Annotated in this window: 16 protein-coding genes; 10 read left to right on the top strand and 6 right to left on the bottom strand. The window is 72.4% G+C overall.

Annotated features, from left to right (window positions below; translation table 11 throughout):
• Nucleotides 1-83: 83 nt before the first annotated feature.
• Nucleotides 84-3,410, top strand: a complete 3,327-nt coding sequence (locus Dvina_RS24115; protein WP_223104733.1) for a TIGR03767 family metallophosphoesterase — start codon at nucleotides 84-86, stop codon at nucleotides 3,408-3,410.
• Between the two features lie 144 nt (nucleotides 3,411-3,554).
• On the opposite strand, the gene Dvina_RS24110 is transcribed toward Dvina_RS24115, so the two are convergent.
• The gene (locus Dvina_RS24110) at nucleotides 3,555-6,821 is read right to left on the bottom strand and encodes a GH92 family glycosyl hydrolase (protein WP_223104732.1); all 3,267 of its coding nucleotides are present in this window, start codon (nucleotides 6,819-6,821) and stop codon (nucleotides 3,555-3,557) included.
• 308 nt (nucleotides 6,822-7,129) lie between these two features.
• Here Dvina_RS24110 and Dvina_RS24105 point away from each other — a divergent pair, with 308 nt between their 5' ends.
• Nucleotides 7,130-8,731 (top strand): methyl-accepting chemotaxis protein, encoded by a 1,602-nt coding sequence (locus Dvina_RS24105; protein ID WP_223104731.1) that lies wholly within the window; start codon nucleotides 7,130-7,132, stop codon nucleotides 8,729-8,731.
• Between the two features lie 96 nt (nucleotides 8,732-8,827).
• Here the strand turns inward: Dvina_RS24105 and Dvina_RS24100 are convergent, their stop codons facing one another.
• Nucleotides 8,828-9,754 carry an SDR family NAD(P)-dependent oxidoreductase gene (locus Dvina_RS24100; RefSeq protein ID WP_223104730.1) on the bottom strand — a complete coding sequence of 309 codons (927 nt, stop codon included), beginning with the start codon at nucleotides 9,752-9,754 and terminating at the stop codon, nucleotides 8,828-8,830.
• Between the two features lie 105 nt (nucleotides 9,755-9,859).
• Here Dvina_RS24100 and Dvina_RS24095 point away from each other — a divergent pair, with 105 nt between their 5' ends.
• Complete coding sequence (locus tag Dvina_RS24095) at nucleotides 9,860-10,525, top strand: TetR/AcrR family transcriptional regulator (RefSeq protein WP_223104729.1); 666 nt, start codon at nucleotides 9,860-9,862, stop codon at nucleotides 10,523-10,525.
• A 173-nt stretch (nucleotides 10,526-10,698) separates the two neighbouring features.
• Here Dvina_RS24095 and Dvina_RS24090 read toward each other — a convergent pair whose 3' ends face one another.
• Nucleotides 10,699-11,346, bottom strand: coding sequence for a fasciclin domain-containing protein (locus tag Dvina_RS24090; protein WP_223104728.1), 648 nt, complete (start codon nucleotides 11,344-11,346; stop codon nucleotides 10,699-10,701).
• Between the two features lie 288 nt (nucleotides 11,347-11,634).
• Here Dvina_RS24090 and Dvina_RS24085 point away from each other — a divergent pair, with 288 nt between their 5' ends.
• The 4 genes from Dvina_RS24085 (at nucleotide 11,635) to Dvina_RS24070 (ending at nucleotide 14,583) form a co-directional block, all read left to right on the top strand.
• Nucleotides 11,635-12,465 (top strand): DUF4397 domain-containing protein, encoded by an 831-nt coding sequence (locus tag Dvina_RS24085; protein WP_223104727.1) that lies wholly within the window; start codon nucleotides 11,635-11,637, stop codon nucleotides 12,463-12,465.
• On the top strand, nucleotides 12,465-13,106 hold the full coding sequence (locus Dvina_RS24080; RefSeq protein WP_223104726.1) for a class F sortase: 642 nt from the start codon (nucleotides 12,465-12,467) through the stop codon (nucleotides 13,104-13,106). Before Dvina_RS24085 ends, Dvina_RS24080 begins: the two co-directional genes overlap by 1 nt.
• A gap of 63 nt (nucleotides 13,107-13,169) precedes the next feature.
• Complete coding sequence (locus tag Dvina_RS24075) at nucleotides 13,170-13,772, top strand: RNA polymerase sigma factor (protein ID WP_223104725.1); 603 nt, start codon at nucleotides 13,170-13,172, stop codon at nucleotides 13,770-13,772.
• On the top strand, nucleotides 13,759-14,583 hold the full coding sequence (locus Dvina_RS24070) for an anti-sigma factor (protein ID WP_223104724.1): 825 nt from the start codon (nucleotides 13,759-13,761) through the stop codon (nucleotides 14,581-14,583). The genes Dvina_RS24075 and Dvina_RS24070 overlap by 14 nt, the downstream gene beginning before the upstream one ends.
• Before the next feature lie 211 nt (nucleotides 14,584-14,794).
• On the opposite strand, the gene Dvina_RS24065 is transcribed toward Dvina_RS24070, so the two are convergent.
• Nucleotides 14,795-16,513, bottom strand: a complete 1,719-nt coding sequence (locus tag Dvina_RS24065; RefSeq protein WP_223104723.1) for a glycoside hydrolase family 27 protein — start codon at nucleotides 16,511-16,513, stop codon at nucleotides 14,795-14,797.
• 172 nt (nucleotides 16,514-16,685) lie between these two features.
• Here Dvina_RS24065 and Dvina_RS24060 point away from each other — a divergent pair, with 172 nt between their 5' ends.
• Together Dvina_RS24060 and Dvina_RS24055 are read left to right on the top strand one after the other, a co-directional pair.
• Nucleotides 16,686-17,423 carry a dienelactone hydrolase family protein gene (locus Dvina_RS24060; protein WP_223104722.1) on the top strand — a complete coding sequence of 246 codons (738 nt, stop codon included), beginning with the start codon at nucleotides 16,686-16,688 and terminating at the stop codon, nucleotides 17,421-17,423.
• A gap of 146 nt (nucleotides 17,424-17,569) precedes the next feature.
• Complete coding sequence (locus Dvina_RS24055; RefSeq protein ID WP_223104721.1) at nucleotides 17,570-18,913, top strand: cytochrome P450; 1,344 nt, start codon at nucleotides 17,570-17,572, stop codon at nucleotides 18,911-18,913.
• Nucleotides 18,914-18,977: 64 nt separating this feature from the next.
• Here the strand turns inward: Dvina_RS24055 and Dvina_RS24050 are convergent, their stop codons facing one another.
• Both Dvina_RS24050 and Dvina_RS24045 read right to left on the bottom strand, forming a co-directional pair.
• On the bottom strand, nucleotides 18,978-19,514 hold the full coding sequence (locus Dvina_RS24050) for a nucleotidyltransferase domain-containing protein (protein ID WP_223104720.1): 537 nt from the start codon (nucleotides 19,512-19,514) through the stop codon (nucleotides 18,978-18,980).
• Between the two features lie 114 nt (nucleotides 19,515-19,628).
• The gene (locus Dvina_RS24045; protein WP_223104719.1) at nucleotides 19,629-20,363 is read right to left on the bottom strand and encodes an SDR family NAD(P)-dependent oxidoreductase; all 735 of its coding nucleotides are present in this window, start codon (nucleotides 20,361-20,363) and stop codon (nucleotides 19,629-19,631) included.
• A gap of 243 nt (nucleotides 20,364-20,606) precedes the next feature.
• Here Dvina_RS24045 and Dvina_RS24040 point away from each other — a divergent pair, with 243 nt between their 5' ends.
• A complete protein-coding gene (locus Dvina_RS24040) occupies nucleotides 20,607-21,821 on the top strand; it encodes an FAD-dependent monooxygenase (RefSeq protein WP_223104718.1) in 1,215 nt (404 codons plus the stop codon).
• Nucleotides 21,822-21,857: the final 36 nt, after the last annotated feature.

Here is a 21,857-nt window from a genome sequence, read left to right as displayed (position 1 = left end):
CAGGCGTGTTCCAAGCCGGTACACGGCGATGGAACGGCATGGAACGTCGCAGCGGCAGTGCGATCATGAAGGAGGCACGACGTATGAGGATGACGCGCCGTAACCTGCTGGCCGCCACCGGCGCCGGTGTGGTGGCCGCGGCGATCGATGCCGGCGGGCTGACGAGCCCCGCCGTGGCCGGTGGGCCGGCCCCCGGGCTGGCCGCCGCGGCCGCCGCCGACGGGGCGCCGCCCTGGCTGGCCCCGGCGGACCGGACCACACTGCGACGCACCGTGCTCATCGGGCCGGGCGGTGACGGCGGGTACGCGCAGCTGGTCGAGGGGGCGCCGGAGCTGCACACGATCCGGGCCGATCTCGGCGGGACGCCCTACACGCCGACGTACGCGATCACCGCGTTCGCGCAGATGACCGACATGCACATCACCGACGACCAGTCGCCGCTGCGCGTGGAGTTCCTCGACGCCTACGCCGATCCGGGGCCGCCGCACAACGGGACGTACCCCACGTCGAAGGCGTACCGGCCGCAGGAGAGCCTGACCACGCACGTGGTCGACGCGATGTGCCGGGCCATCGCGCTGACCGGGCGGGGTCCGCTGACGAACCTGCCGCTGGCCTTCACCGTCGTCACCGGCGACTCGGTCGACAACACGCAGTACAACGAGGTCCGCTGGTACATCGACCTGCTCGACGGCGGCCGGACCGTCACCCCCAACTCGGGCAGCCCCACGCTCGACCACAGCGTCAGCAGCGACGCGCTCGGCCTCGACGTGCACTACTGGCACGCGGCGAACAAGGCGTTCGAGCAGTCGAACACCCGCGGGCCGGGGCTGGACAAGTACTTCCAGGCCGGGTTCCCCGAGGTCAAGCAGATGCCGTACGCGGCCCGCAAGCCGTTCACGGCCAACGGCCTCGGGATGCCGTGGTATGCGGTGTTCGGCAACCACGACGCGCTGGTGCAGGGCAACGTTCCCGTCGACAGCACGTTCCTGGACTTCTTCTTCATCAACGTGCGCGACTTCGCCGTCGGCGGGTTCAAGCCCAGCGGCATGCCGGGGCTGCCCGACGAGATCTCCGACGCCGCCGACATCTTCGACCTGGTCGAGGCCGGCCTCTTCGCCGGCTTCGCCGGGGTCGACGTGCCGGCCGACGCCAACCGGCGGCTGCTGACGAAGCAGCAGTTCATCAACGAGCACTTCACCACGACCGGTACGCCGGCCGGGCACGGGCTGCACAAGGACGACTCGCGGGCGTACTACGTGATGCCCCTGAGCTTCGCCGACCTCGTCGTGCACATCGTGCTCGACACGCCGAACACCGCCGGCGGGGCGGGCGGCATCATCAAGGGCGACCAGTACCGCTGGATCGAGCAGCAGCTGCTGAACAACAGCACCCGGTACATCGGCACGGACGGCAAGCTCAAGACCCAGACCGGGGTGGCGGACCGGCTGATGGTCATCTACTCGCACCACACGCTCGACTCGATGCACAACTTCTGGTCGTCGATGAGCACCGGCCCGGTCCGCAAGCCGCCGTCGGACCACCGCGTCGAGGCGCCGGAGCGGCCCGGCGACGTCTACACCGGCGACGACCTCAAGGCCCTGCTGCTGCGCTTCCCGAACGTGATCATGCATGTCAACGGGCACAACCACAAGAACCGCATCAACGCGTGGCCCCGCGCCGCCACCAGCCCGGTGCCGGGCGGCTTCTGGGAGATCAGCACCGCCGCGCACATCGACTGGCCCGTGCAGAGCCGGCTCTTCGACATCGCCGCCGGCCGGGGTACCATCTCGATCTTCACGACCATGATCGACATCGACGCGCCGCTGAGCTTCGGCGGCGACACCAGCGGGCCGAAGCCGCTGGCGGCACTGTCGCGGGAGATGGCCGCCAACGACATCCAGGAGCGCGACGGCGGCACCACCAAGCGCCGCGGGCGCAACCTCGACCGCAACACGCAGCTGCTCCTGCCGGCGCCGTTCGCGCTGCCGGCCGTGCACGAGTGGGGCGCCTCGGTCGCGGTGGCCGTCAACAAGGACGGCCGCACCGAACTGTTCGGGGTCAACGGCTCCGGCACGGTGTTCCGCCGCCCGCAGACCCCCGGCACCGGCCTGGACCTGCCCCGCTGGGACGGGTCCGAGTGGGTCGCCCTGGACGGCCCGGCGATGCGCGTCGTCGCCGCGTGCACCGGCCAGGACGGGCGCATCGAGCTGTACGCGCTCAACCAGCTCGGCTACGTCTACGTCCGCGTCCAGCCGGCCGCGAACACCTGGGCCGGCTCCGGGTGGACCCAGCTGGACGGTCAGCTCACCTCGCTGGCCGCGGCCCGCAACGCCGACGGGCGCATCGAGCTGTTCGGCACCAACGCGGCCGACAGCGTGTTCCACCGCGTCCAGTCCTCGCCCGGCAGCTGGGCCGGGACCGGCTGGCAGGCCCTGGACGGCGGGCTGACCCAGGTCGCCGCGGCCGGCAACGACGACGGCCGGCTGAGCCTGTTCGGCGTCAACGCGCTCGGCGCCGCGTTCCTGCGCCAGCAGGTCACCCCGGGCAACTGGAGCGGGTCGGGCTGGGTGCAGTTCAGCGACCCCAACGGGGTCTACGGGCCGATGACGACGGTCAGCGCCGCGCTCGACTTCACGGCCGCGACGCAGGATGTGTACACCACGAAGGGCCACGGTCAGGTGTTCCGCTGGCGGCAGCCGTCGAAGAACGCGGCGGCGCTGAGCGGCCCCGCCTGGCTCGACGGCACGCTGAGCGAGGTGGCCGTCAACGCCGGGCTGGAGCTGTTCGGGGTCGCCGGCGACGGCCGCGTGTTCCACCGCATCCGCAACATCCTCGGCACCCAGGGCGAGTGGGGGGCCTGGTCGGAGCTCGGCGGCGTCCTGCGCCCGGCCGACGCCACGCACTCGTTGCCGATCGCCACCTCACCGGGCGACATCACGTCGGCCCGCGGCGTCCCCGTCGACCGGACGCTGTCGGTGCAGCGCGGCACGGCACCGTACATCTGGCAGATCTCGGGGCTTCCGGCGGGCCTGACCGCGAGCTCCGCCGGGCGCATCACCGGCACTCCGACCGGCGCCGGCAGCGCGGAGACGCTCGTGACCGCGACCGTCTGGGACTTCTACGGCATCGCCAATCAGTTCTCGTTCACGTGGCGGGTCGTCGTCACCGTCCCCAACGTGCTGAGCTGGCCGGAGGCGGACGCGACGAGCGCCATCACCGCGGCGGGCCTCGTCGTCGGCAAGCGCTCGACTGTCAACAACTGCGTCGACAAGGGCAGCGTGCAGGTCCAGCACCCGCAGGGCGGCGCGGCGGCCACGCTCGGCTCGGCGGTCGACATCACGATCTCCACCTGCGAGTCGACGGGCAACCCGGGCGGCGGGGGCACGAAGCCGCCGGTCAATCCGAAGTAGCCCGTCTACACCATCTACCGACGTGAAGATGAGCCTGGCCGGCACCTGCCTGCAGTACTCGTACTTCTGGGCCTGACGCACCATCGGCCGGCCGTTGACCAGGGGTCCGCACCCCTGGTCAACGGCTCGCGCCGCTCCCGGTGCTCAGCCGAGCAGCTCGAGCTCGGCCAGCTGCGTCTCCGCGGCGCCGTGGTTGGCGGTGATCTGCAGGCGGTACCGCGAGTACGCCGTCGCGTTCGCGATGACGAACGCCCGGGTCTGGCGCCGGTCGACGAAGTCGATGTTCGACCGCGTGTCGACGGTCGTCCAGGTCGTCCCGTCGTTGGAGCCCTGCAGCGTCCACGCCTTCGGGTCGCGGCCCGGCACGTCGTCGGCCGACGTCAGCGTGTACTGCTTCACCGTCGCCGGTCCGGCCGGCTGGCAGGTGATGGTGGCCGTGTTCGCGAACGCCAGCCACTTCGTCATCGACGTGTCGTCGACGAGCATGGCCCGGCCCTCGACGGTGCCGTTCTCCGCGCTGGCCGTGACGGTGCTGCCGGTCGCCCGGTCCTGCAGCTGGACCGGGGCCGCCGGGCCCGAGGTCAGCGAGGCGGGGATGTCGCCCGCGCCGGTGCCCCACGACGACGGGTTCGGGCCCATCACGAAGTTCAGCGTCCCGCCGGCGGTCAGGTCGGCGTGGGTCAGGTAGTTCTTCGTGTAGGTGGCGCCGTTGAGCGTGGCCGACTGGATGTAGCGGTTGGTGTCGCTGACGCCCGGGGCGGTGACCGTGAACGTCCGCCCGTTCTCCAGCGTCATCGTCGCCTTCGGGTGCAGCGGCGCACCGATGGTGTAGTCGGTGCTGCCCATCCGCGCCGGGTAGAAGCCCATCGCGCTGAAGACGTACCAGGCGGACATCTCGCCGTTGTCCTCGTCGCCGAGGTAGCCGTTGCCGGTCCCGGCGCCGGAGTTGTAGAGCGTGGTCAGCACCTTGCGGACCTGGTTCTGCGTCTTGGCCGGCGTCCCCGCGTAGTTGTACATGTAGAGCATGTGGTGGATGGGCTCGTTGGAGTGCGCGTACTGGCCCATGTTGGTGTCGTACGCCTCCGACATCTCGTGGATCGTCCCGCCGTAGCAGCCGGGGAGGAAGTCGCGCGGCGCGGCGAGCACCGCATCGATCTTCGCCGACAGCTGGGCCTTCCCGCCGTACAGGTTCGCCATGCCGTTGGGGTCCTGCGGCGCCGCCGTCGCGTAGTGCCACGGTGCGCCTTCGGTGAACTCGCAGCCCCACTCGTTGGGCTTGAAAGCCGCATCGGTCGTACGCCACGCGCCGCTGCTCTGCCGGCCGCGGAAGAACCCGACGGACGGGGAGAACAGGTTCGTGTAGTCGAGGGCCTGATTGCGGAAGTACGCCGCGTCCTCGCTGAAGCCGAGCGCCCCACCCATCTGCGCGATGCCGAAGTTGTTGTTCGCGTCCTCGAGCGTCCAGGCCGCCGACTCGCCGAGCACGTCGGTGGCCACATACCCCTTGAACACCGAGGTCTGGATCGCCTTGCGGCCCTTGTTCCCGGCGCCCGAGTATGTGCTGGCGTTCTTCACCATCGACGCGTACGCGGCCTGGTAGTCGAAGTTGCGCACGCCCTTCATGTACGCGTCGGCGAACGCCAGGTCCTGGTTGGTGCCGACCATGATGTCGATCGAGCCCGGCCCGGTCCAGCGCGGCGTCCAGCCGAAGTTCTTGTACGCGTTCACGATCCCGTCGAGCATCTCGCCGGACCGCGTCGGCGCGAGCAGGTTGTACAGCGGCCACACCGCGCGGGAGGTGTCCCAGAAGCCGTTGTTCACGTACATCTGTCCATCGTGGACGGTGTTGTCGTACGGGCTGAGGTACCTGCGCACCCCGCCGACCATCTCGGAGCGGTTGTTCGGGTACATGAACGCGCGGTACATGTTCGAGTAGAACGTGGTCATGTTGTCGCCGCTCGCGCCCTCGATGCGGACCTTGCCCAGCGCCGTGTCCCAGGTGGTCGCCGCCTCCTCCTTGACGGTGTCGAAGCTCTTCGCGCCGACCTCCTGGCCGAGGTTGGCGGCGGCCTGCGCGACGCTGATGAACGACGTGCCGATCTTCAGCGTCACCTGCTCGCCGGCGGCCGTCGCGAACCGGATCCAGCTGGTCGCGCCCTGCCCGGTGATGGTGCCGGAAGCGGCGATCGCCTTGTCGACGGTCGCGGAGATGTACAGCTGCTGGCCGCGGTGGTTGATCGAGCCGGAGATGGTCTGCGCCGCGGTGTCGACGGTGAGCGAGCCGCCGGCGCTGTCGACGGTGTCGAACAGGATCACGGAGTCCGCCGCCGACGGGAACCGGAACCGCATCACCCCGGCGTGGTCCGTCGGCGCGATCTCGGCCGTGATGCCGTACGTGTCCAGCTGCGTCTTGTAATAGTGCGCGCGCGCCACCTCGTTGCCGTGGCTGAACGTGGACTTGCGCGCGTCAGGTGTCGACTTCACCCCGCCCGTCATCGGCATGACCTGCAGCTGGGCGTAGTCACCGATCCAGGGGCTCGGCTCGTGGCTGATCGCGAACCCCTGCACGGTCGTCGCGTTGTACTCGTACAGCCAGCTGTCGTTGTTGCCGTTGGTGACCGGCGTCCAGAAGTTGAAGCCGTTCGGGACCGTCGTGCCCGGGAACGTGTTGCCGCGGGAGTAGCTGAAGTTCGAGTTGGACCCGCGCCGGGTGTCGACGTAGTCCGACAGCCGCCCGGAGGCCCCGCCGCCGGCCAGGATCGAGATGTCGTCGAAGTACCCGCGGAAGGTGCCCGTGTTCGCCGGCTGATCGTAGGCGACGAGGATCCGGTCGACGGTCTTGCCGGCCAGCCAGTTGCCGATGTTCGACGTGACGTTGTTCCAGGTGTTGAAGTTCAGGTGGTTGCCGGTGCCCTGAAAGGTCGGGTGCACCCGCACCCCGTACTGGTCCACGGCGCCGGAGTCGCGCAGGCTGCTGCCGTCGGTGAAGATGAGGTCGACGGCGACGTCCAGGTGCCCGCCGGACTGCGGATAGACCCAGTAGGACAGCGTGCTCGACGCGCCGATCGGGATGTCGACGTCGAAGATCCGGTTGTAGGAGTACGACGAGGTCGTGCTGGTGTCGTTGCCGGAGTACATCAGCGCGGTGGTACCGCCGTGCGCCGTCTCACTGCGCGGAGCACTCTCCATTGCCGTGAGGGCGCAGCAGTACCCCCCGATGTTGGCACTGCTCTCGACGCTGTTCTGCCATGTCGGCTGCGGGTCCCCGGCCTCGAACCCCGTGATGAAGTCACCGGCCGCGGCGGCCGCCGGCGCTGCGGTGACCGCGGCGGCGAGCAGCCCGGCGGCGAGCGCCACGAGCGCGGCCCAGGCCCGGACCCGGGGAACCTTGCGGGGAGGGTACGACGTCATTGCGGCAACCTGCCGTTTCGTGTGGGGGTGTCACCGCCGGCCACGACGGCGGTGCACGGCCGGACATGGCGGTGGCGCGCCTGGGCGGGGCGGCGCCGGGCGGGATCGATGAGGCCGGACAGAGGCGGCTGTCCATACGCAGCACACCGTCACGCCACGCTTTTGTCAACTCTTGACAAATAGGCGGCGCGGCCTCTCACGCGCGCTCATCCGATCCCTGGCAAAGAGGCTCAGCTTCCCCGGGGGGCCGCCGATGGGCTTGGGTGCCGGCCACTCGTAGGCGGCCATGACCGCGTGGGAAGGTACCGATGGCGAAGTGGTTGCGGGACCGGCGGCTGCGCACGAAGATCCTGCTGCCGGTGCTCGTCGCCGTCATCGGGACCGGTGCCGTGTCGTGGACCGGCATCGCCGCGGCGCGCAGCGCCAGTGACCGGGCGAACGACATCTACCAGCGGGTCGCGTTGCCGCTCGGGGACCTGGCCCAGGTCCGCGACGGTGAGGGCGATGTGCGGGTGTACCTGCTCCAGTACACCCTCGGCGCCCCCGGCACGACCCCGGCGGCTCTGCGGGCCCTGATCGGCACGGTCGACGACGTCATCGACACCGGGCTGGCCGGCTACCTCGCGCACCACGGCGGCACCCTCGACGCGGGCCGGGCCGACCTCGTCCGGCAGGTGAAGGCCGGGCTGGCGACGTGGCGCAGCGTGCGGGACCAGCAGGTCGTCCCGGCCGCCGACCGGCACGACCCGGCGGCCGTCGACGCCGCGCTCAGCGGGCCCCTGCAGGCCGCCGACGACGCGTTCGCCGAGCCGCTCGACCAGCTGTTCACCACCGAGATGCAGGCCGCCGCGGCGGCGGCCAAGGCCGCTCGGGACAGCGCCCGCGAGCACGAGATCGCCATCGTCGCCATGACCGCCGGTGCCGCCGTCCTCGCCGTGCTCATCGCACTGGCCGTGACCCGCCTGGTCACCCGGCCGGTGCGCCGGGTCCGGCAGGTCCTGCAGGGCTTCGCCGAGGGCGACCTGACAGGTGACGCCGACGTGGCCGACCGCGACGAGATCGGCGAGATGGCCGCCGCCCTCACCGCAGCCGGCGCATCCCTGCGCGAGACGGTGTCCATCATGGACCGCACCGCCGTGGCGCTCGGCACCGCCAGCGACCAGCTGACCGGCGGCAACGCCCTCGTCAGCGCCCAGGTCGGCGAGTCGGCCGCGCAGAGCAGCGTCGTGGCCACCGTCGCGGACAGCGTCTCGGGCAACACGCAGGCCCTCGCGGCCGCGGCCCGGCAGATGCAGGCGGCGATCAACGAGATCGCGGGCAGCGCGGGCCGAGCCGCCACTGTCGGCAGCGAGGCCGTCACCGCCGTCGCCGGCGCCACCCGGACGATCACCGCGCTCGGCGAGTCGTCCACCGGGATCGGCGACGTGCTGAAGGTGATCTCCGCGATCGCCGGGCAGACGAACCTGCTCGCCCTCAACGCCACCATCGAGGCGGCCCGGGCCGGCGACGCGGGCAAGGGCTTCGCGGTCGTCGCCCACGAGGTCAAGGAGCTCGCTCAGCAGACCGCCGCCGCGACCGAGGACATCGGCCGCCGGGTCGCCGCGATCCAGGCCAGCAGCGCCCAGGCCGGCACCACGGTGGAGCAGGTCCGCCAGATCATCGAGACGATCAACGAATTCCAGGCCACCATCGCCGCCGCCGTCGAGGAGCAGACCGCGACCACCGCCGAGATGCAGCGCAACGTCGACGACACCGCCGCCAGCACCGCCGAGATCGCCGTCAACGTCACCGCCATCGCCGACGCCGCCCGGGCCAGCAAGGCCACCGTCGACGCCAGCCACACCTCCGTCGCCGACCTGGCCGGCCTCTCCGCCGACCTGCGCCGCACGGTCCAGCGCTTCCGCTACTGACGCGGGGCGGCCGTCCCGTCCGGGCGGCACGCGGCCAGCCCCGGCATCGGCGCCGGCACGACGCCCGAGGCGGCCGACTTCTCCATGATCGTGAGGCTACCGAGGCCGGGCCGGGCTCGGGGCGCCGACGGGGAAGGTGACGCCGGTGAGCTCCTCGGAGGCGGCCCACAGCCGCTGCTGGGCCGTGACGTCGTACGACTCGGCGCTCGAGGTGACGAGCCGCGGGTGCCCCGTGACCTCGAACCGTCCGCCGGGGCCGTAGTACTGGCCGCCGAGCGCGGCCGGGTCGGTGGCGGCGCGCAACGTCGGCAGCGCGCCCATTGCCGGCGTCTGGGTGATCAGGGGCGCGAGCCAGGTGAGCGGCAGCCGGAGTGCGGCCGGCGTGTTGCGGGCGAGCTCGGTGCTCGACACGCCGGGGTGGGCGGCCAGCGCCGCGGTGGTGCCGTGGGCCGCGAGCCGGCGCTGCAGCTCGTAGGTGAACATGAGGTTGGCCAGCTTGGACTGGCCGTAGGCGCCGACCCGGCTGTAGGAGCGCTGCCACTGCAGGTCGTCGAAGTGGATCGCGGCGCGGATGCGGTGCCCGGTGCTGCTGACCGTCACCACGCGCGAGCCCGGGACCGGCAGCATCAGGTCGAGCAGCAGCCCGGTGAGCGCGAAGTGGCCGAGGTGGTTGGTGCCGAACTGCATCTCGAAGCCGTCCCGGGTGGCCAGCTTCGGCGTGTACATGACCCCGGCGTTGTTGATGAGCAGGTCGAGCCGGTCGAACCGGCCCCGCAGCGCCGCCGCCGCGGAGCGCACGGAGTCCAGCGAGGTCAGGTCGAGCGCCTGCACCGTCACGTCGCCGGCCATCCGGGCCGCGGCCCGCCCGCCCTTCTCGACGTCGCGCACCGCGAGCACCACTGCGGCGCCGCGCTCCGCGAGCGCCTTGGCGGTCTCGAAGCCCAACCCGGTGTTGGCCCCGGTGACCACGGCCACCCGCCCGCGCTGGTCCGGGATGTTCGCCGTCGTCCACGTCTGGCTCATGTCCGCTCCCCAATTAACGTACCGAAGGTATCTTGTACCGACAACGCTAAAGTACTTCCGGTACGTTGTCAACGTACCGGCGGTACTCAAGCTAAGGTTTGGATCGTGACGTTCCAACGGGCGCGGACCGAAGAGCAGCGTGAGGCACGCCGGCGGGCGATCCTCGACGTGGCGTCGGCGATGCTCGACGAGATGCCGGTGGCCGCGGTCACCCTCAACGAGCTCAGCCGCCGCGTCGGCCTGGCCAAGCCGAATGTGCTGCGCTACTTCGAGTCCCGCGAGGCGGTGCTGCTGGAGCTGCTCGACCGCTTCCTGCAGGAGTGGCTCGCCGAGCTGGAGGGCGACCTGGCCACCGGCGTCGACACGAGCGCGCCGATGGCGCAGCGGGCGACCGCGGTGGCCGGCCTGCTCAGCCGCTCCCTCGCCGCCCGGGTCGTGCTGTGCGACCTCTTCAACGCCCAGGGCAGCGTCCTGGAGCACAACGTCTCGGTCGAGGTCGTCGCCCGCTACAAACGAGCTTCCCTGCAGCGCCTCACCAGCATGACGAGCCTCATCCTGGTGTACCTCCCGGAGCTCGGCGAGCACGCGACGCTGTTCAGTCTGCAGACGATGGTGATGGCCGGTGCCCTGTCGGCGTACGGCACTCCCCCACCGAGCCTCCGGGCCGCCTACGCCGCCGAGCCGGAGCTGGCCCGCTTCCACCTGCCGCTGCCCGAGGCCCTGAACCTGGCCCTGACCGCCACGCTCCTCGGCGTCCTGCCCCGCCCCTGACCGCCCGGCCGGACACGCCCGCGCTCCCCGGCGCCCGGCCGCGCGGTGGCCGGGCCGACGCCGTCGACGACGACGGCCGGACCGCCGCGGGACGACGACGCCGGCCGGGGCGGGCCGCGGTCAGGTGGACCGGGCCGCCCCGGCCGGGCCGGCGCTGCGGTGAGGTGCGGGGATCAGGGCAGGTCGACGGGGCGCAGGACCCGGTCGACGCCGTGGGCGATCTGCCGGTTGCCGCGGTTGATGTCGGTCCGGACGACGACCGGGTCGCGGTCGCTGCGGTCGGCGTCGACGAGCTGGATGCACCAGCCGTAGCGCACGTCGACGGTGATCGCCGGGCCCAGCGCGGTGGTCAGGGCCGCACCGTCGGCCTTGCGGGCCGCGCGGGCGTCGATCGTCGCGCCCGGGACGACGTGGTAGAGCAGGACCTGCTCGACGGTGTCGATGCCGAGGCCGGCCACGGCGGTGAACGCCTGCTGCTCCGTGGGCAGCGTGCGCCCGCCGCCGACGTCCTGGGCGAGGCGCTCGAAGGCGCGGTCGTTGGGCAGGAACGCGGTGAGGGCGACGGTGCCGTCCGTGAGGACCTTCACCGGCGACTGCGGCTTGGCCTGCAGCACGGTGAGCACGGCCTTGGTGAGGATGTCGTAGTCAGCGCCGTTGCGGTCGAAGCCGCCCGTGTCTCGGGTGAGCACCGCGGCGAGCGAGCGGGTGCCCAGCGGCTTCGCGCCGGTGTTCGCGGAGGCGGCCGCGGGCGCGGCGGCCAGGGCGACGGTCGTGACGGCGGTGCCGACGGCGAGGCCGCGGACCATGCGGGTGAGGTGCATCAGCGGAACCTTTCGGGCCGTGACGCGCGCGCCGCAGCGAACGCGTCGGTTGGATCGATTGGCGGTGACGGCCGTCACGACCGGTACTTCGGGCCCGCCCGCCGCCGCGGATGCAGCCCGGACGCGATTGCTTCAGGCGTCCGGCCGCGCCCGGATGCGGTGTCGCGTTCGCGCGCGGCCGGGTCCGCGGTTGCAAAGTGTGGAACATTCCATCCGGCGAATCCGGGCCGCGCCGGGCGCTCGAAACCACTCACGTCACTGCCACCACGTGAGAAGGAGCTCGTACCCATGGTTGCTCGTGTGTTGCCGCGCCGGTTCGCGGCCGGGTTCGCCGCCCTGGCCGCCGCCGCCGCCGGGATCGTCGCGTTCGCACCGGCCGCGCACGCCGCCGGCACCAGCAAGGTCTCGGTCGTGCACGGCATCCCCGGCCAGCCGGTCGACGTGTACGTCAACGGCAAGAAGACGCTTGACAACTTCCAGCCGTCGAAGGTCGCCGGCCCGCTGGACCTGGCGGCCGGCAAATACGACATCGTCATCGTGAAGCCGGGCGACCCGATCACCAGCCCGATCATCAAGGTCGACCAGGCCGCGGTGCCCGCCGACGCCAACATCAGCCTCGTCGCGCACCTCACGGCGGACGGCAAGCCGACCCTGACGCCGTTCGTCAACGACGTGTCGAAGCTGGCCCCCGGCAAGGCCCGTCTCGTCGTGCGGCACACGGCGGCGGCCCCGGCCGTCGACGTGCGGGCGGGCGGCCAGCCGGTGTTCAAGAACCTCACCAACCCGAACGAGGCCAAGGCCGACCTGGCCGCCGGGAAGGTCAGCGCCGACGTGGTGCTGGCCGGCACGACAACGGTGGCGATCCCCGCGGCCGACCTCAACCTGGCCGAGGGCACCTCGACGATCGTCTACGCGATCGGCTCGGCCGAGGGCAAGACGCTGGGCGTCGTCGCGCAGAGCATCACCGGTCTGCACGGCACTCCCGGTGGCGTCAACTCCGGTAGCGGTGGCGGCGCCGACCAGGGCCCGGCCGCGTGGGTGTACCTCGCCGGCGCGCTCGGCCTGATGGTCGCGCTGGCCGGTGGATTCGCGCTGCGGAAGTCCCGGGTCCGGGTCTGATGAGCCGATCCCGGGCTGCGGCCTGGGCCGCCGTCGCCGCCGGTATCGTCACGATGCTGGCGGCGACGGTCACCGCCTGCGCCGAACAGCCTCCACCCCCGGCCGGCACGCCTCCCGCCGCGACCGGCTCGGCCGCTGCGGCGCCGGGGGCGAGCGCCGCACCGCCGGCCGCGACGGCACCGGCGGCACCCGTACCCCCGACCGGTCTGAAGATCGACCGGCTCAAGCTCGACGCCAAGGTCGACGCGGTCGGCGTCGACGAGAAGACCGGCGACTTCGCGGTGCCCCCGAGCGTCGACGTCGTCGGCTGGTACAAGTGGGGCCCGGGCGTCGACGCCACCGCGGGCTCGATCGTCATCGCCGGCCACGTCGACAGCGCGCAGCAGGGCCAGGGTGCCTTCTTCCACCTGCGTGACCTCGGCCCCGGCGACCCGGTCGCGGTGACCGGGGCCGACGGCAGCGTCAGGCGCTTCACCGTCAGTGCCCGGGAGGTGTACCCGAAGGCGAAGATCCCGCTGGAGAAGTACTTCGCCCGCGACGGCGGTGTGCGGCTCACCCTCATCACGTGCGGGGGGCCGTTCGACGCGAGCACCGGGCACTACCGCGACAACGTCGTCATCACCGCCCAGCCGGCGGCCTGACGATCGGGCGGACCCCCGCCCGGCCCCGCTGTTCCTGCGATACCGTCTGGAGGTGGTTGTGCGATGGCGGCACCAGTGGTGACGCCGGCCGGCCCGGACACCGGCCGCGCCGGCGGCCGCCCGCCCGGCGAGCCGGACGAGCTCGCCGCCGCGTTCCATCGCGGCGACGACGTGCTCGGCCTGGTCTACCAGCGCTACGCGCCGGCCGTGTTCCACCTCGCCACCCGCACACTGCGCACCGCGGCGGACGCCGAGGACGTCACCCAGGGCACCTTCGTGGCCGCCTGGCAGGGCCGCACCGGGTTCGACCCGGACCGCGGCACCCTGCTCGGGTGGCTCCTCGGCATCGCCCGCCGCAAGGTCGTCGACCACCTGCGAGCGGCCGGGCGCCACGACCGCGCGACCGAGTCGGCCCGCCGCGACGCCCCATCGGCCGCCTCCCCGGCGCCCGCGGACGAGCTCGTCGACCGGCTGGTGCTGGCCGACGAGCTCGCCCGGCTGCCGGCCGAGCAGCGCCGGGTCCTGCGCCTGGCGTTCTACGACGACCTGACCCACACCCAGATCGCGGCGATCACCGAGCTGCCGCTGGGTACAGTGAAAAGTCATCTCCGCCGGGGTATGGCCCGTCTGCGGGAACGATGGGAGGTGGACGTTGCCGCACCTTGACGCCGATCAGCTGATCCTCCGGGCACTCGGTGAGGAGCCCCTCACCCCGCAGGAAGCCGATCACATCGACCGCTGCACCGAGTGCCGCTCCGGCCTCGACGAGCTGCGCCACGTCGCCGACCGCGGGCGCCACACGCATGACCTGGGCGATCTCCCGATACCCCCGCAGCGGGTCTGGGACCGCATCCAGGCCGAGCTGGCCGCCACCGGCCGCAGTGTCGCCCCGCCACCCGTCACCCTGCACACCGACGCGCCGCCGCCCCGGCCGGCCGGCATCGGCCCCGGCAGCAGCATCGGCGTCGGCCCGGACGAGCTCGCCGCGCGCCGGGCCCGCCGCCGCGGCCCCGGCTGGGCGATGACCGCGCTCATCGCCGGTGCCGCGGCCGCGCTCGCGGTCGTCGCCACGCTTGTCGCGACCGGTCGCCCGGCGCCGGCGCCGCAGGCCGCCCCGTGCGCGGGTGCCGGGCTCGTCCGCCTTGAGGCGCTGCCCGGAGTCCCCGCCGGCGTCACCGGCTCGGCCTGCCTGCGCACCGTCGACGGTCAGCGGCGGCTGCACATCCATGCCCAGGGCATGCCGGCCCAGACCGACGGCGACTACGAGGCGTGGCTGCTCGACGCCACCAGCCTCAACGGCCCCGGCCTGCGGATGGAGGCCCTCGGCGCCCTCACCGGCGGAGTCGACGAGGACCTTCCGGTCCCGCCCGGGCTCGACCTGGAGCAGTACCGCATCATCGACATCTCCGCCGAACCGCACGACGGCAACGCGGCCCACTCCGGCCACTCCCTGCTGCGCGGCTCACTGCCGTCATGACAAGCGGTCCGGGCCGGTAATGCCGCTCGCCCTGTTCACCGGCGACTCCCCTATCGACGGCAATGCCCGGCGCGGGCGTCGCACCATCCGGATTGTCGATATCGGCTGCGCTGTGTTGGCGCTCACATGATGCCGGTGCCGTAAGGCGGGAACCCGGCGCCCGGGCGGGGCGGGACCGCGATCGCGGTCCCGCCCCGCAACCGGCTCGGCGTCAGCTCAGCGTCCACCGCTGGTTGGCCTGGCCGTTGCAGGCCCACAGGATGACCTTCGTGCCGTTCGCCGTGCCGGCGGCGTTGGCGTCGAGGCAGAGGCCGGACTGCACGCTGGTGATGGTGCCGTTGGCGTTGACGCTCCACTGCTGGTTGGTCTGGCCGTTGCAGTCCCAGATCACCACCGCGGTGCCGTTGGTGGTACCGCGGTTGTAGGCGTCGAGGCACTTGGAGCCGTACACCTGCAGCTGCTTGGCCGCGGTCGCCGTCCAGGTCTGGTTGGCGGCCCCGGAGCAGTCCCACAGCTGGGCCTGCACGCCGTTCGTGGTGGAGCTGTTGGGGACGTCGAGGCACCGCCCCGACTGCCCGCCGACGATCCGGTGGCCCGGCTGCCCGGTCCCGCCGCCATCGGTGCCGGCCACGGTGAGCAGCACCGCCTCGCCCGCCGGCACCGTCACCGTGTAGCTGCCGCTCACGGTGCCGAGGTCCGCTGCGGTCCACAGGTTGCGCACGGCGGCCGACCCGGTGAGCCCCAGGTCGGACCAGCGGGCGGTGATGCCGGCCGCGGCGCCGGTCCGGTTGAGCAGCACGACGGCGCGCCGGCCACTGCCGGACAGCGTCTTGCTGTACACCTGCAGGCCCGTCCGGTCCTCGGCGACCTTGGTGCCCTGGCGGCCCAGCGGGTCCTGGTCGACCGCGATGACCTCGCGGTTGGTGAGGACGGCACGGGTGTCGGCGCTCATCTGGTCGAGCTTGTTGCCGGCCAGCAGCGGCGCGCCGGAGATGGCCCACAGGCTCAGATGCGTCCGGTTCTGCGCGGCCGTGAAGCCGGGCATGCCGACGACGAGCATGTCGGGGTCGTTGTAGTGCCCGGCGCTCTGCGCCGACGGATGCTGGGCGGCGTCGAAGTTGGCCAGGACCCGGCTCATCTGCGGCTGCTCACCGAAGTAGATGATGTCGCCACTGGTGCGCCACAGGCTGGACATGCCCGGTGCCCAGCTCCACGGGCTGCTCACGCCCCAGTTGCAGATCGACAGCACCATCGGCCGGCCGGTCTGCGCGCTCGCCCGGCCGATCGCGTCGCTGATGGCCTGGTAGGCGCTGCGCGAGTCGAGGCCCTCGGCCGAGCCCCCGCACCAGTCGACCTTGACGTAGTCGAAGCCCCACTGGGAGAACTGCAGGAAGTCCTGGTCGTAGTGGCCCTCGCTGCCGCTGCCGGGCGCGGCGGGCCGGCCGGTCGGGTAGTAGTAGCCGCACCCGTCGCGGCCGGCGTCCGTGTAGATGCCCGCCTTGAGGCCCTTGCTGTGGATGTAGTCGGCGATCGCCTTCATGCCGCCGGGCCACTCGGCGGTGTCGACAGTGATGTTGCCGGCCGCGTCCCGGGTGCCCTGCCACCAGCCTTCGTCGATGTTGACGTACTGGTAGCCGGCGTCCTTCAGGCCCGACGCGACGAGCGCGTCGGTCTGCGTCTTGATGACGTTGAAGTTGATTTTGGCGGCGAAGCTGTTCCACGACGCCCAGCCCATCGGCGGCGTCGCGATGGCCGCGGCCGCGACGGCCGCCGGCTTCGCGCTCGCCGGCAGCCCACCCGCGACCGTGCCGACGCCCACGAGCAGCGCCAGCACGCCGGCCAGCGCCCGCCGCCGGCTCGGAGCCGCAGCGGACGCCAGTCGTGTGAGCGCTAACATCGTGCACCCGATCGTGCCGATCACGTTTCGCATGGCATTTCCTTCCGGTATGGCGGTTGCCGGAGAAGACCCATTGGTTCCGCGTCCGGCCAGCATCGTCGACGCATTCACATCCGTCAAGCTCTGCGCAAACCGTTATGCTGCGCCCGCGCCGGAGGTCAACCGGCCCCGCCGGCCGCCCCGGACCGGGCCGTAGGCTCACCGCATGGCACTACCTGACCTGCTGCACATCCCCACCGCGGACGGCCGGGCCGACGCGCTCGCCGCGGTCCCCGGCACCGCCGGCCCGCACCCGGCCGTGCTGATGTATCCGGACGGCTTCGGCATCCGGCCCGCGCTGCGGCAGCTGGCCGGCGACCTGGCCGCGCGGGGCTACTACGTGCTCGTCCCCAACGTCTTCTACCGCGACGGCCCGACCCCGGTGATCGAGCTTCCCGAGCACATCGGCGAAGCGGCCCGCCCGGCGATCTTCGCCCGGCTCATGCCCATGATCAAGGCGCACACCGCCGAACGTACCCTGCGCGACGCCGCCGCCTATCTGGACTTCCTCGCCGCCCGGCCCGAGGTCCGCACCGGCCCGGTCGCGGTGACCGGCTACTGCATCGGCGGACTTCTGGCGGTGCGCACCGCGGCCGCCCACCCCGGCCGGGTCGCCGCGCTCGCCGCCTTCCACGCCCCGGTCGCCGCCGCCGGGCCGGACGTGCTGTCCGCGATCACCGCCGAGGTCCACTTCGGACACGCGGCCGACGACCTCACACCCGAGCAGCTGCGGCAGCTCAACGAGGTCCTGGACGCCGCCGGCATCACCTACAGCTCCGAGATCTACCCCGGCACCGTCCACGGCTTCACCATGCCCGACACCGACGCCTTCGACCCGGCGGCCCGGCAGCACCACTGGGACCGCCTGCTCGCCCTGCTCGACCACGCCCTCCCGACCGGCTGACCGGGCGGGTCCCGGCGCCCCGGCGCCGCGCACACGGATCGCGCTGCGCTGCCGGGCGCGGCCTCGGGCGCCGGCGGTGTGGTTGACAGGGCGGCCGGACCCCACCAGGCTGGGGTGGAGTCGAGGACGCCATCGCGAGGTGAGCCATGACCGAGCTCCTTCCGCTGCCCGACCTGCGCCGTGCGGACCGTGGCCTGCCCTGGCTCGGCCAGGTCTTCGAGCATCAGCGCGACCCGCTGCCGCTCTACCGTCGGCACTGGGAGCGCTACGGCCCGGTCGCGCCGACGTACCTGCTCGGCAACCGGGCGGTCATGCTGCTCGGCCCCGACGCGTGCGGTGCCGCGCTGCAGAACGGCGACAAGGCGTTCGCCAACGAGCCGGCCTGGTCGCAGCTGGTCGGGCCGTTCTTCCACCGCGGCCTGATGCTCATCGACTTCGATGAGCACCGCGCGCACCGGCGGATCATGCAGGACGCGTTCACCAGACCGCGGCTGGAAGGCTACGTGCGCAAGCTGCACCCGGCGATCGAGCAGGGCCTGGCGAGCTGGGCGGGTGGCCCGGACTTCCGCGCGTATTGGCAGCTCAAGCAGCTCACCCTGGACATCGCCGCGGATCTGTTCATGGGCGGCGCCGACGACACCAGCCCGGCCGAGATGGCCCGGGTCAACCGCGCGTTCATCGCGTGCGTCCAGGCCGCCGCCGGCATCATGCGGGCCGACGTGCCGTTCACCCGGTGGGGCCGCGCGTTCCGCGGAAGAAGGACCCTCGAAGCGTTTCTGCGTCGGTACCTCCCCGAGAAGCGCGCCACCCCGGCCGACGACATCTTCTCGGTCCTCTGCCACATCGAGACGGACGCCGGTGACCGCTTCAGCGACGACGACGTCATCAACCACATGATCTTCCTCATGATGGCCGCGCACGACACGTCGACGATCACCACCTCCACGATGCTGCAGTACCTCGGCCAGCACCCCGAGTGGCAGGACCGCTGCCGCGCCGAGTCGATGGCGCTGGGCGGGGCGCCGGACCTGGCGGAGCTGGAGTCGCTGAGCTCGCTGGACCTGGTGATGCGCGAGTCCCTGCGCCTGCGCGCACCAGTCCCGGTCCTGGTCCGCTACACCGTGCGGGACACCGTCGTGCAGGGCGTCCACGTCCCGGCCCGCACGCTGTGCCTGCTGGGCATCCAGTTCACCCACCTCATGGAGCAGTACTGGACCGACCCGACCGCCTTCGACCCCGAACGCTTCTCCCCGGACCGCCGCGAGGACCGCTCGCACCGCTTCGCCTGGGCCCCGTTCGGCGGCGGCGTGCACAAGTGCATCGGCCTGCACTTCGCCGGTCTCGAGATCAAGTCGATACTGCATCGACTGCTGCGGACGTACCGATGGAGCGTCGACCCTGGGTATGTGGCCCCACTGGATCACCACTCCCTGCCGTTCCCGAAGGACGGCCAGCCGATCGCCCTGACCCGGCTCGGGCACCGGCACTGAGCGCGGCAGCCGCTGGGTCGGACGCGGCTCCGGCCGGGCGAGGCGCACCCGAGCCGGCCGGCCGTCAGCCGCGGTACTGCTCGGGAACCGCCAGCCCGAACCGGCCGCACAGCGCCAGGACGTCGGCGCGGTCCCCGGCGTCGCCCGGGTAGGCGTCGCGGAACCTGACGGCCCACTCGGCCGCGATGCAGTCCACGGCCCGGTCCCCGATCATGCCGCGGCCGGCCAGAGCGGCGGCCGGATACGCGTTGCCGTCCTCCGGCGGCCCGAGCACACCGTTGCCGTCCGCGTCGAGCACGATCACGTGCAGGTCGACGACCGCCCCCTCGCCGTGGCGCATCAGGAAGTTCCACGCCGTGGCCCCGTCCTCCCCGACGGCCGCGAACCCGTCGCGGGCCAGCGCCTCGAGGAGCCCCTCAAGGTGGCGCCCCTCGACGGCCACGTCGAGGTCGCCGTGCTCGCGGGTCTGCGCCCCGAGCAGCGCATCGACACCCCAACCACCGTCGATCCACAGCCGCGCACCGGCCGAATCGGCCAGGCGCAGCACGCGCAACACATCACCGAGGCTCGTGCGGGCACCGGCGGGCGTACTACTGGGCATGCCCGTCACCATAACCGTCCCGGCTGACCGCGAGCAGCGCCCGACCTGCGGTGCGGTTCGGGAGCGCCCCGACCGGAAGCGGCCCCCGCCGCCGGTGCCGCGTGGCCGGGACTGTCAGCGCGGGGCCATGCGCAGCGCGCCGTCCAGCCGGATGACCGTGCCGTTGAGGTAGTCGTTGTCCACGATGGACAGGACGAGGTTCGCGTACTCGTCGGCGGTGCCGAAGCGGTTCGGGAAGGGGACGCCGGCGGCGAGGCCCTTGCGGTACTCCTCCGACACCGTCTCCATCATCGGCGTCTCCATGATGCCGGGCGCGATCGTCATCACCCGGATGCCGTACTGCGCCAGGTCCCGGGCCGCCGGCAGGGTCAGCCCCGCGATGCCGCCTTTCGAGGACGCGTACGCGGCCTGGCCGACCTGGCCCTCGAAGGCGGCGACGGAGGCCGTGTTCACCACGACGCCCCGCTGGCCGTGGTCGTCGGCAGTGGTCTGGGCGATGGCCTCGGCGGCGAGGGTGAGGACGTTGAAGGAGCCGACGAGGTTGACCTGGATCACCTTCGCGTAGCGGGCCAGGTCGTGCGGCCCCTTCCGGCCCAGGATCCGCTCCGACGGGGCGATCCCCGCGCAGTTGACGACCGTGCGCAGCGGCTCGGGGCCCCCGGCGGCCCGCGTGACGGCGGCGGCCACCGACGACGGGTCGGTGACGTCGACGATGAGGCCGTCAGCGGTCGACGGTTGCAGGTCGAAGCCGTAGACGCGAGCACCACGGGCGGTCAGGGCGGCCGCGGTGGCGGCGCCGAGGCCCGATGCGGCTCCGGTGACGATGGCGGCGGTACCGGCGAGTTCCATCAGGTTCCTTACGACGTACGGTGGTCGAGGCGATCGGTCGCCTCCGCCCGCAGCGTATCAGCGGGCATGATCGAACGTTCAGGCCCGCAGCTCCGGTCCGGTCTCACGCCGGCATCGCGCGGGTTGGGCGGCCACTGCCCACCGGCGTCCCCCGACCGGCCGCGTCGCCGGGTAACGGCCCGGCCGGGGCCATGACCGCCGATATGATCCGACGGTGATCCGGACCGGTGAGTGGGGGGCGTCGTGAGCGACATCAGGGTGTTGGTGGCCGGCGCGAGCATCGCCGGACCGGCGTTGGCCCACTGGCTGCACCGGCGCGGGGCCGCGGTGACGGTGGTGGAGCGCTCCCCCGCGCTGCGCCCCGGCGGGCAGGCGGTGGACGCGCGCGGGGTGGCCAAGGACGCCATCGCGCGGATGGGCCTTGACGCGGCGGTGCGCGCGGCCCGCACCGAGACCGCCGGCGCCCACACCGTGGACGTGGACGGCAACGTGCTGGCGACCTTCCGGGCGGAGGACGACGGCGGCGACGGATACATCGCGGACATCGAGATCCTGCGCGGCGATCTGTCCCGCGTGCTCTATGACGACACGCGCGACGGGGTCGAGTACGTCTTCGGCGACCGGATCGCCGAGCTCACCCAGGACGCGGACGGCGTCGACGTGGCCTTCGCGGGCGGCGACCGGCGGCGCTTCGACCTCGTGATCGGCGCGGACGGGCTGCACTCGGCGCTGCGCGCGATGGTCTTCGGCCCGCACGAGCAGTTCGTCCGTCACCTGGGGCTCGTGCTGGCCTTCTACAGCGTGCCGAACGAGTACGGCCTGGACCGCTGGCTCATCGAGTGCCAGCACAAGGAGTCCGGCCGCACCGCCCTGCTGCGCCCCATCCAGGACGCCACCCGGGCGATGGCCATGTTCTCCTTCCCCGCGCCCACGTTCGACGTCGACCACCGCGACGTCGAGGCCCAGAAGCGGCTGCTGCGCGAGCGGATGGCCGGCTTCGGCTGGCGGGCGCCGCAGCTGCTCGCGCACCTGGACGACACCCCGGACTTCTACCTCGACCAGGTCGCCCAGGTCGTCATGGACCGCTGGTCAGACGGCCGGGTGGGCCTCTTCGGCGACGCGGCGTTCAGCTCGTCCCCGATGTCCGGGCAGGGCACCGGCCTGGCCCTGGTCGGCGCCTACCTGCTGGCCGGAGACCTGGCCGCGGCCGGCTGGGACCCGCAGGCCGGCTTCGCCGCGTTCGAGGCCCGGATGCGCCCCTTCGTCGAGGCGAACCAGGAGATCGGCCGCATGCACGTGCAGAGCCTGGACGCCCCGGACCCGGACGCCGAGCCGGCCCCGGAGCCCGACATGGAGGCTTTCACCGCACTGATCGAGCGGGCCATCAACGGCGTCGACCTGCCCGACTACACGGACCTGCCGGACTCCCGCCGCACCGCCGGGCCACCGTCGTCCTGAGGCGCGGCGGACTGCCGCCCGGCGCGGCCGTCGGCG

It is taken from the genome of Dactylosporangium vinaceum, from assembly GCF_019904175.1.
Taxonomy (GTDB): Bacteria; Actinomycetota; Actinomycetes; order Mycobacteriales; family Micromonosporaceae; genus Dactylosporangium; species Dactylosporangium vinaceum.
Note: the sequence above shows the minus strand (reverse complement) of the source record. Positions and strands in the feature narration are given on the sequence as shown.

Bases quoted from the DNA above. Each gene is read 5' to 3' on its own strand.
- Dvina_RS24115 (WP_223104733.1), top strand. From the start codon at position 84: ATGAGGATGACGCGCCGTAACCTGCTGGCCGCCACCGGCGCCGGTGTG.
- Dvina_RS24110 (WP_223104732.1), bottom strand. From the start codon at position 6,821: ATGACGTCGTACCCTCCCCGCAAGGTTCCCCGGGTCCGGGCCTGGGCC.
- Dvina_RS24105 (WP_223104731.1), top strand. From the start codon at position 7,130: ATGGCGAAGTGGTTGCGGGACCGGCGGCTGCGCACGAAGATCCTGCTG.
- Dvina_RS24100 (WP_223104730.1), bottom strand. From the start codon at position 9,754: ATGAGCCAGACGTGGACGACGGCGAACATCCCGGACCAGCGCGGGCGG.
- Dvina_RS24090 (WP_223104728.1), bottom strand. From the start codon at position 11,346: ATGCACCTCACCCGCATGGTCCGCGGCCTCGCCGTCGGCACCGCCGTC.
- Dvina_RS24085 (WP_223104727.1), top strand. From the start codon at position 11,635: ATGGTTGCTCGTGTGTTGCCGCGCCGGTTCGCGGCCGGGTTCGCCGCC.
- Dvina_RS24080 (WP_223104726.1), top strand. From the start codon at position 12,465: ATGAGCCGATCCCGGGCTGCGGCCTGGGCCGCCGTCGCCGCCGGTATC.
- Dvina_RS24075 (WP_223104725.1), top strand. From the start codon at position 13,170: ATGGCGGCACCAGTGGTGACGCCGGCCGGCCCGGACACCGGCCGCGCC.
- Dvina_RS24065 (WP_223104723.1), bottom strand. From the start codon at position 16,513: ATGCGAAACGTGATCGGCACGATCGGGTGCACGATGTTAGCGCTCACA.
- Dvina_RS24060 (WP_223104722.1), top strand. From the start codon at position 16,686: ATGGCACTACCTGACCTGCTGCACATCCCCACCGCGGACGGCCGGGCC.
- Dvina_RS24055 (WP_223104721.1), top strand. From the start codon at position 17,570: ATGACCGAGCTCCTTCCGCTGCCCGACCTGCGCCGTGCGGACCGTGGC.
- Dvina_RS24050 (WP_223104720.1), bottom strand. From the start codon at position 19,514: ATGCCCAGTAGTACGCCCGCCGGTGCCCGCACGAGCCTCGGTGATGTG.
- Dvina_RS24045 (WP_223104719.1), bottom strand. From the start codon at position 20,363: ATGGAACTCGCCGGTACCGCCGCCATCGTCACCGGAGCCGCATCGGGC.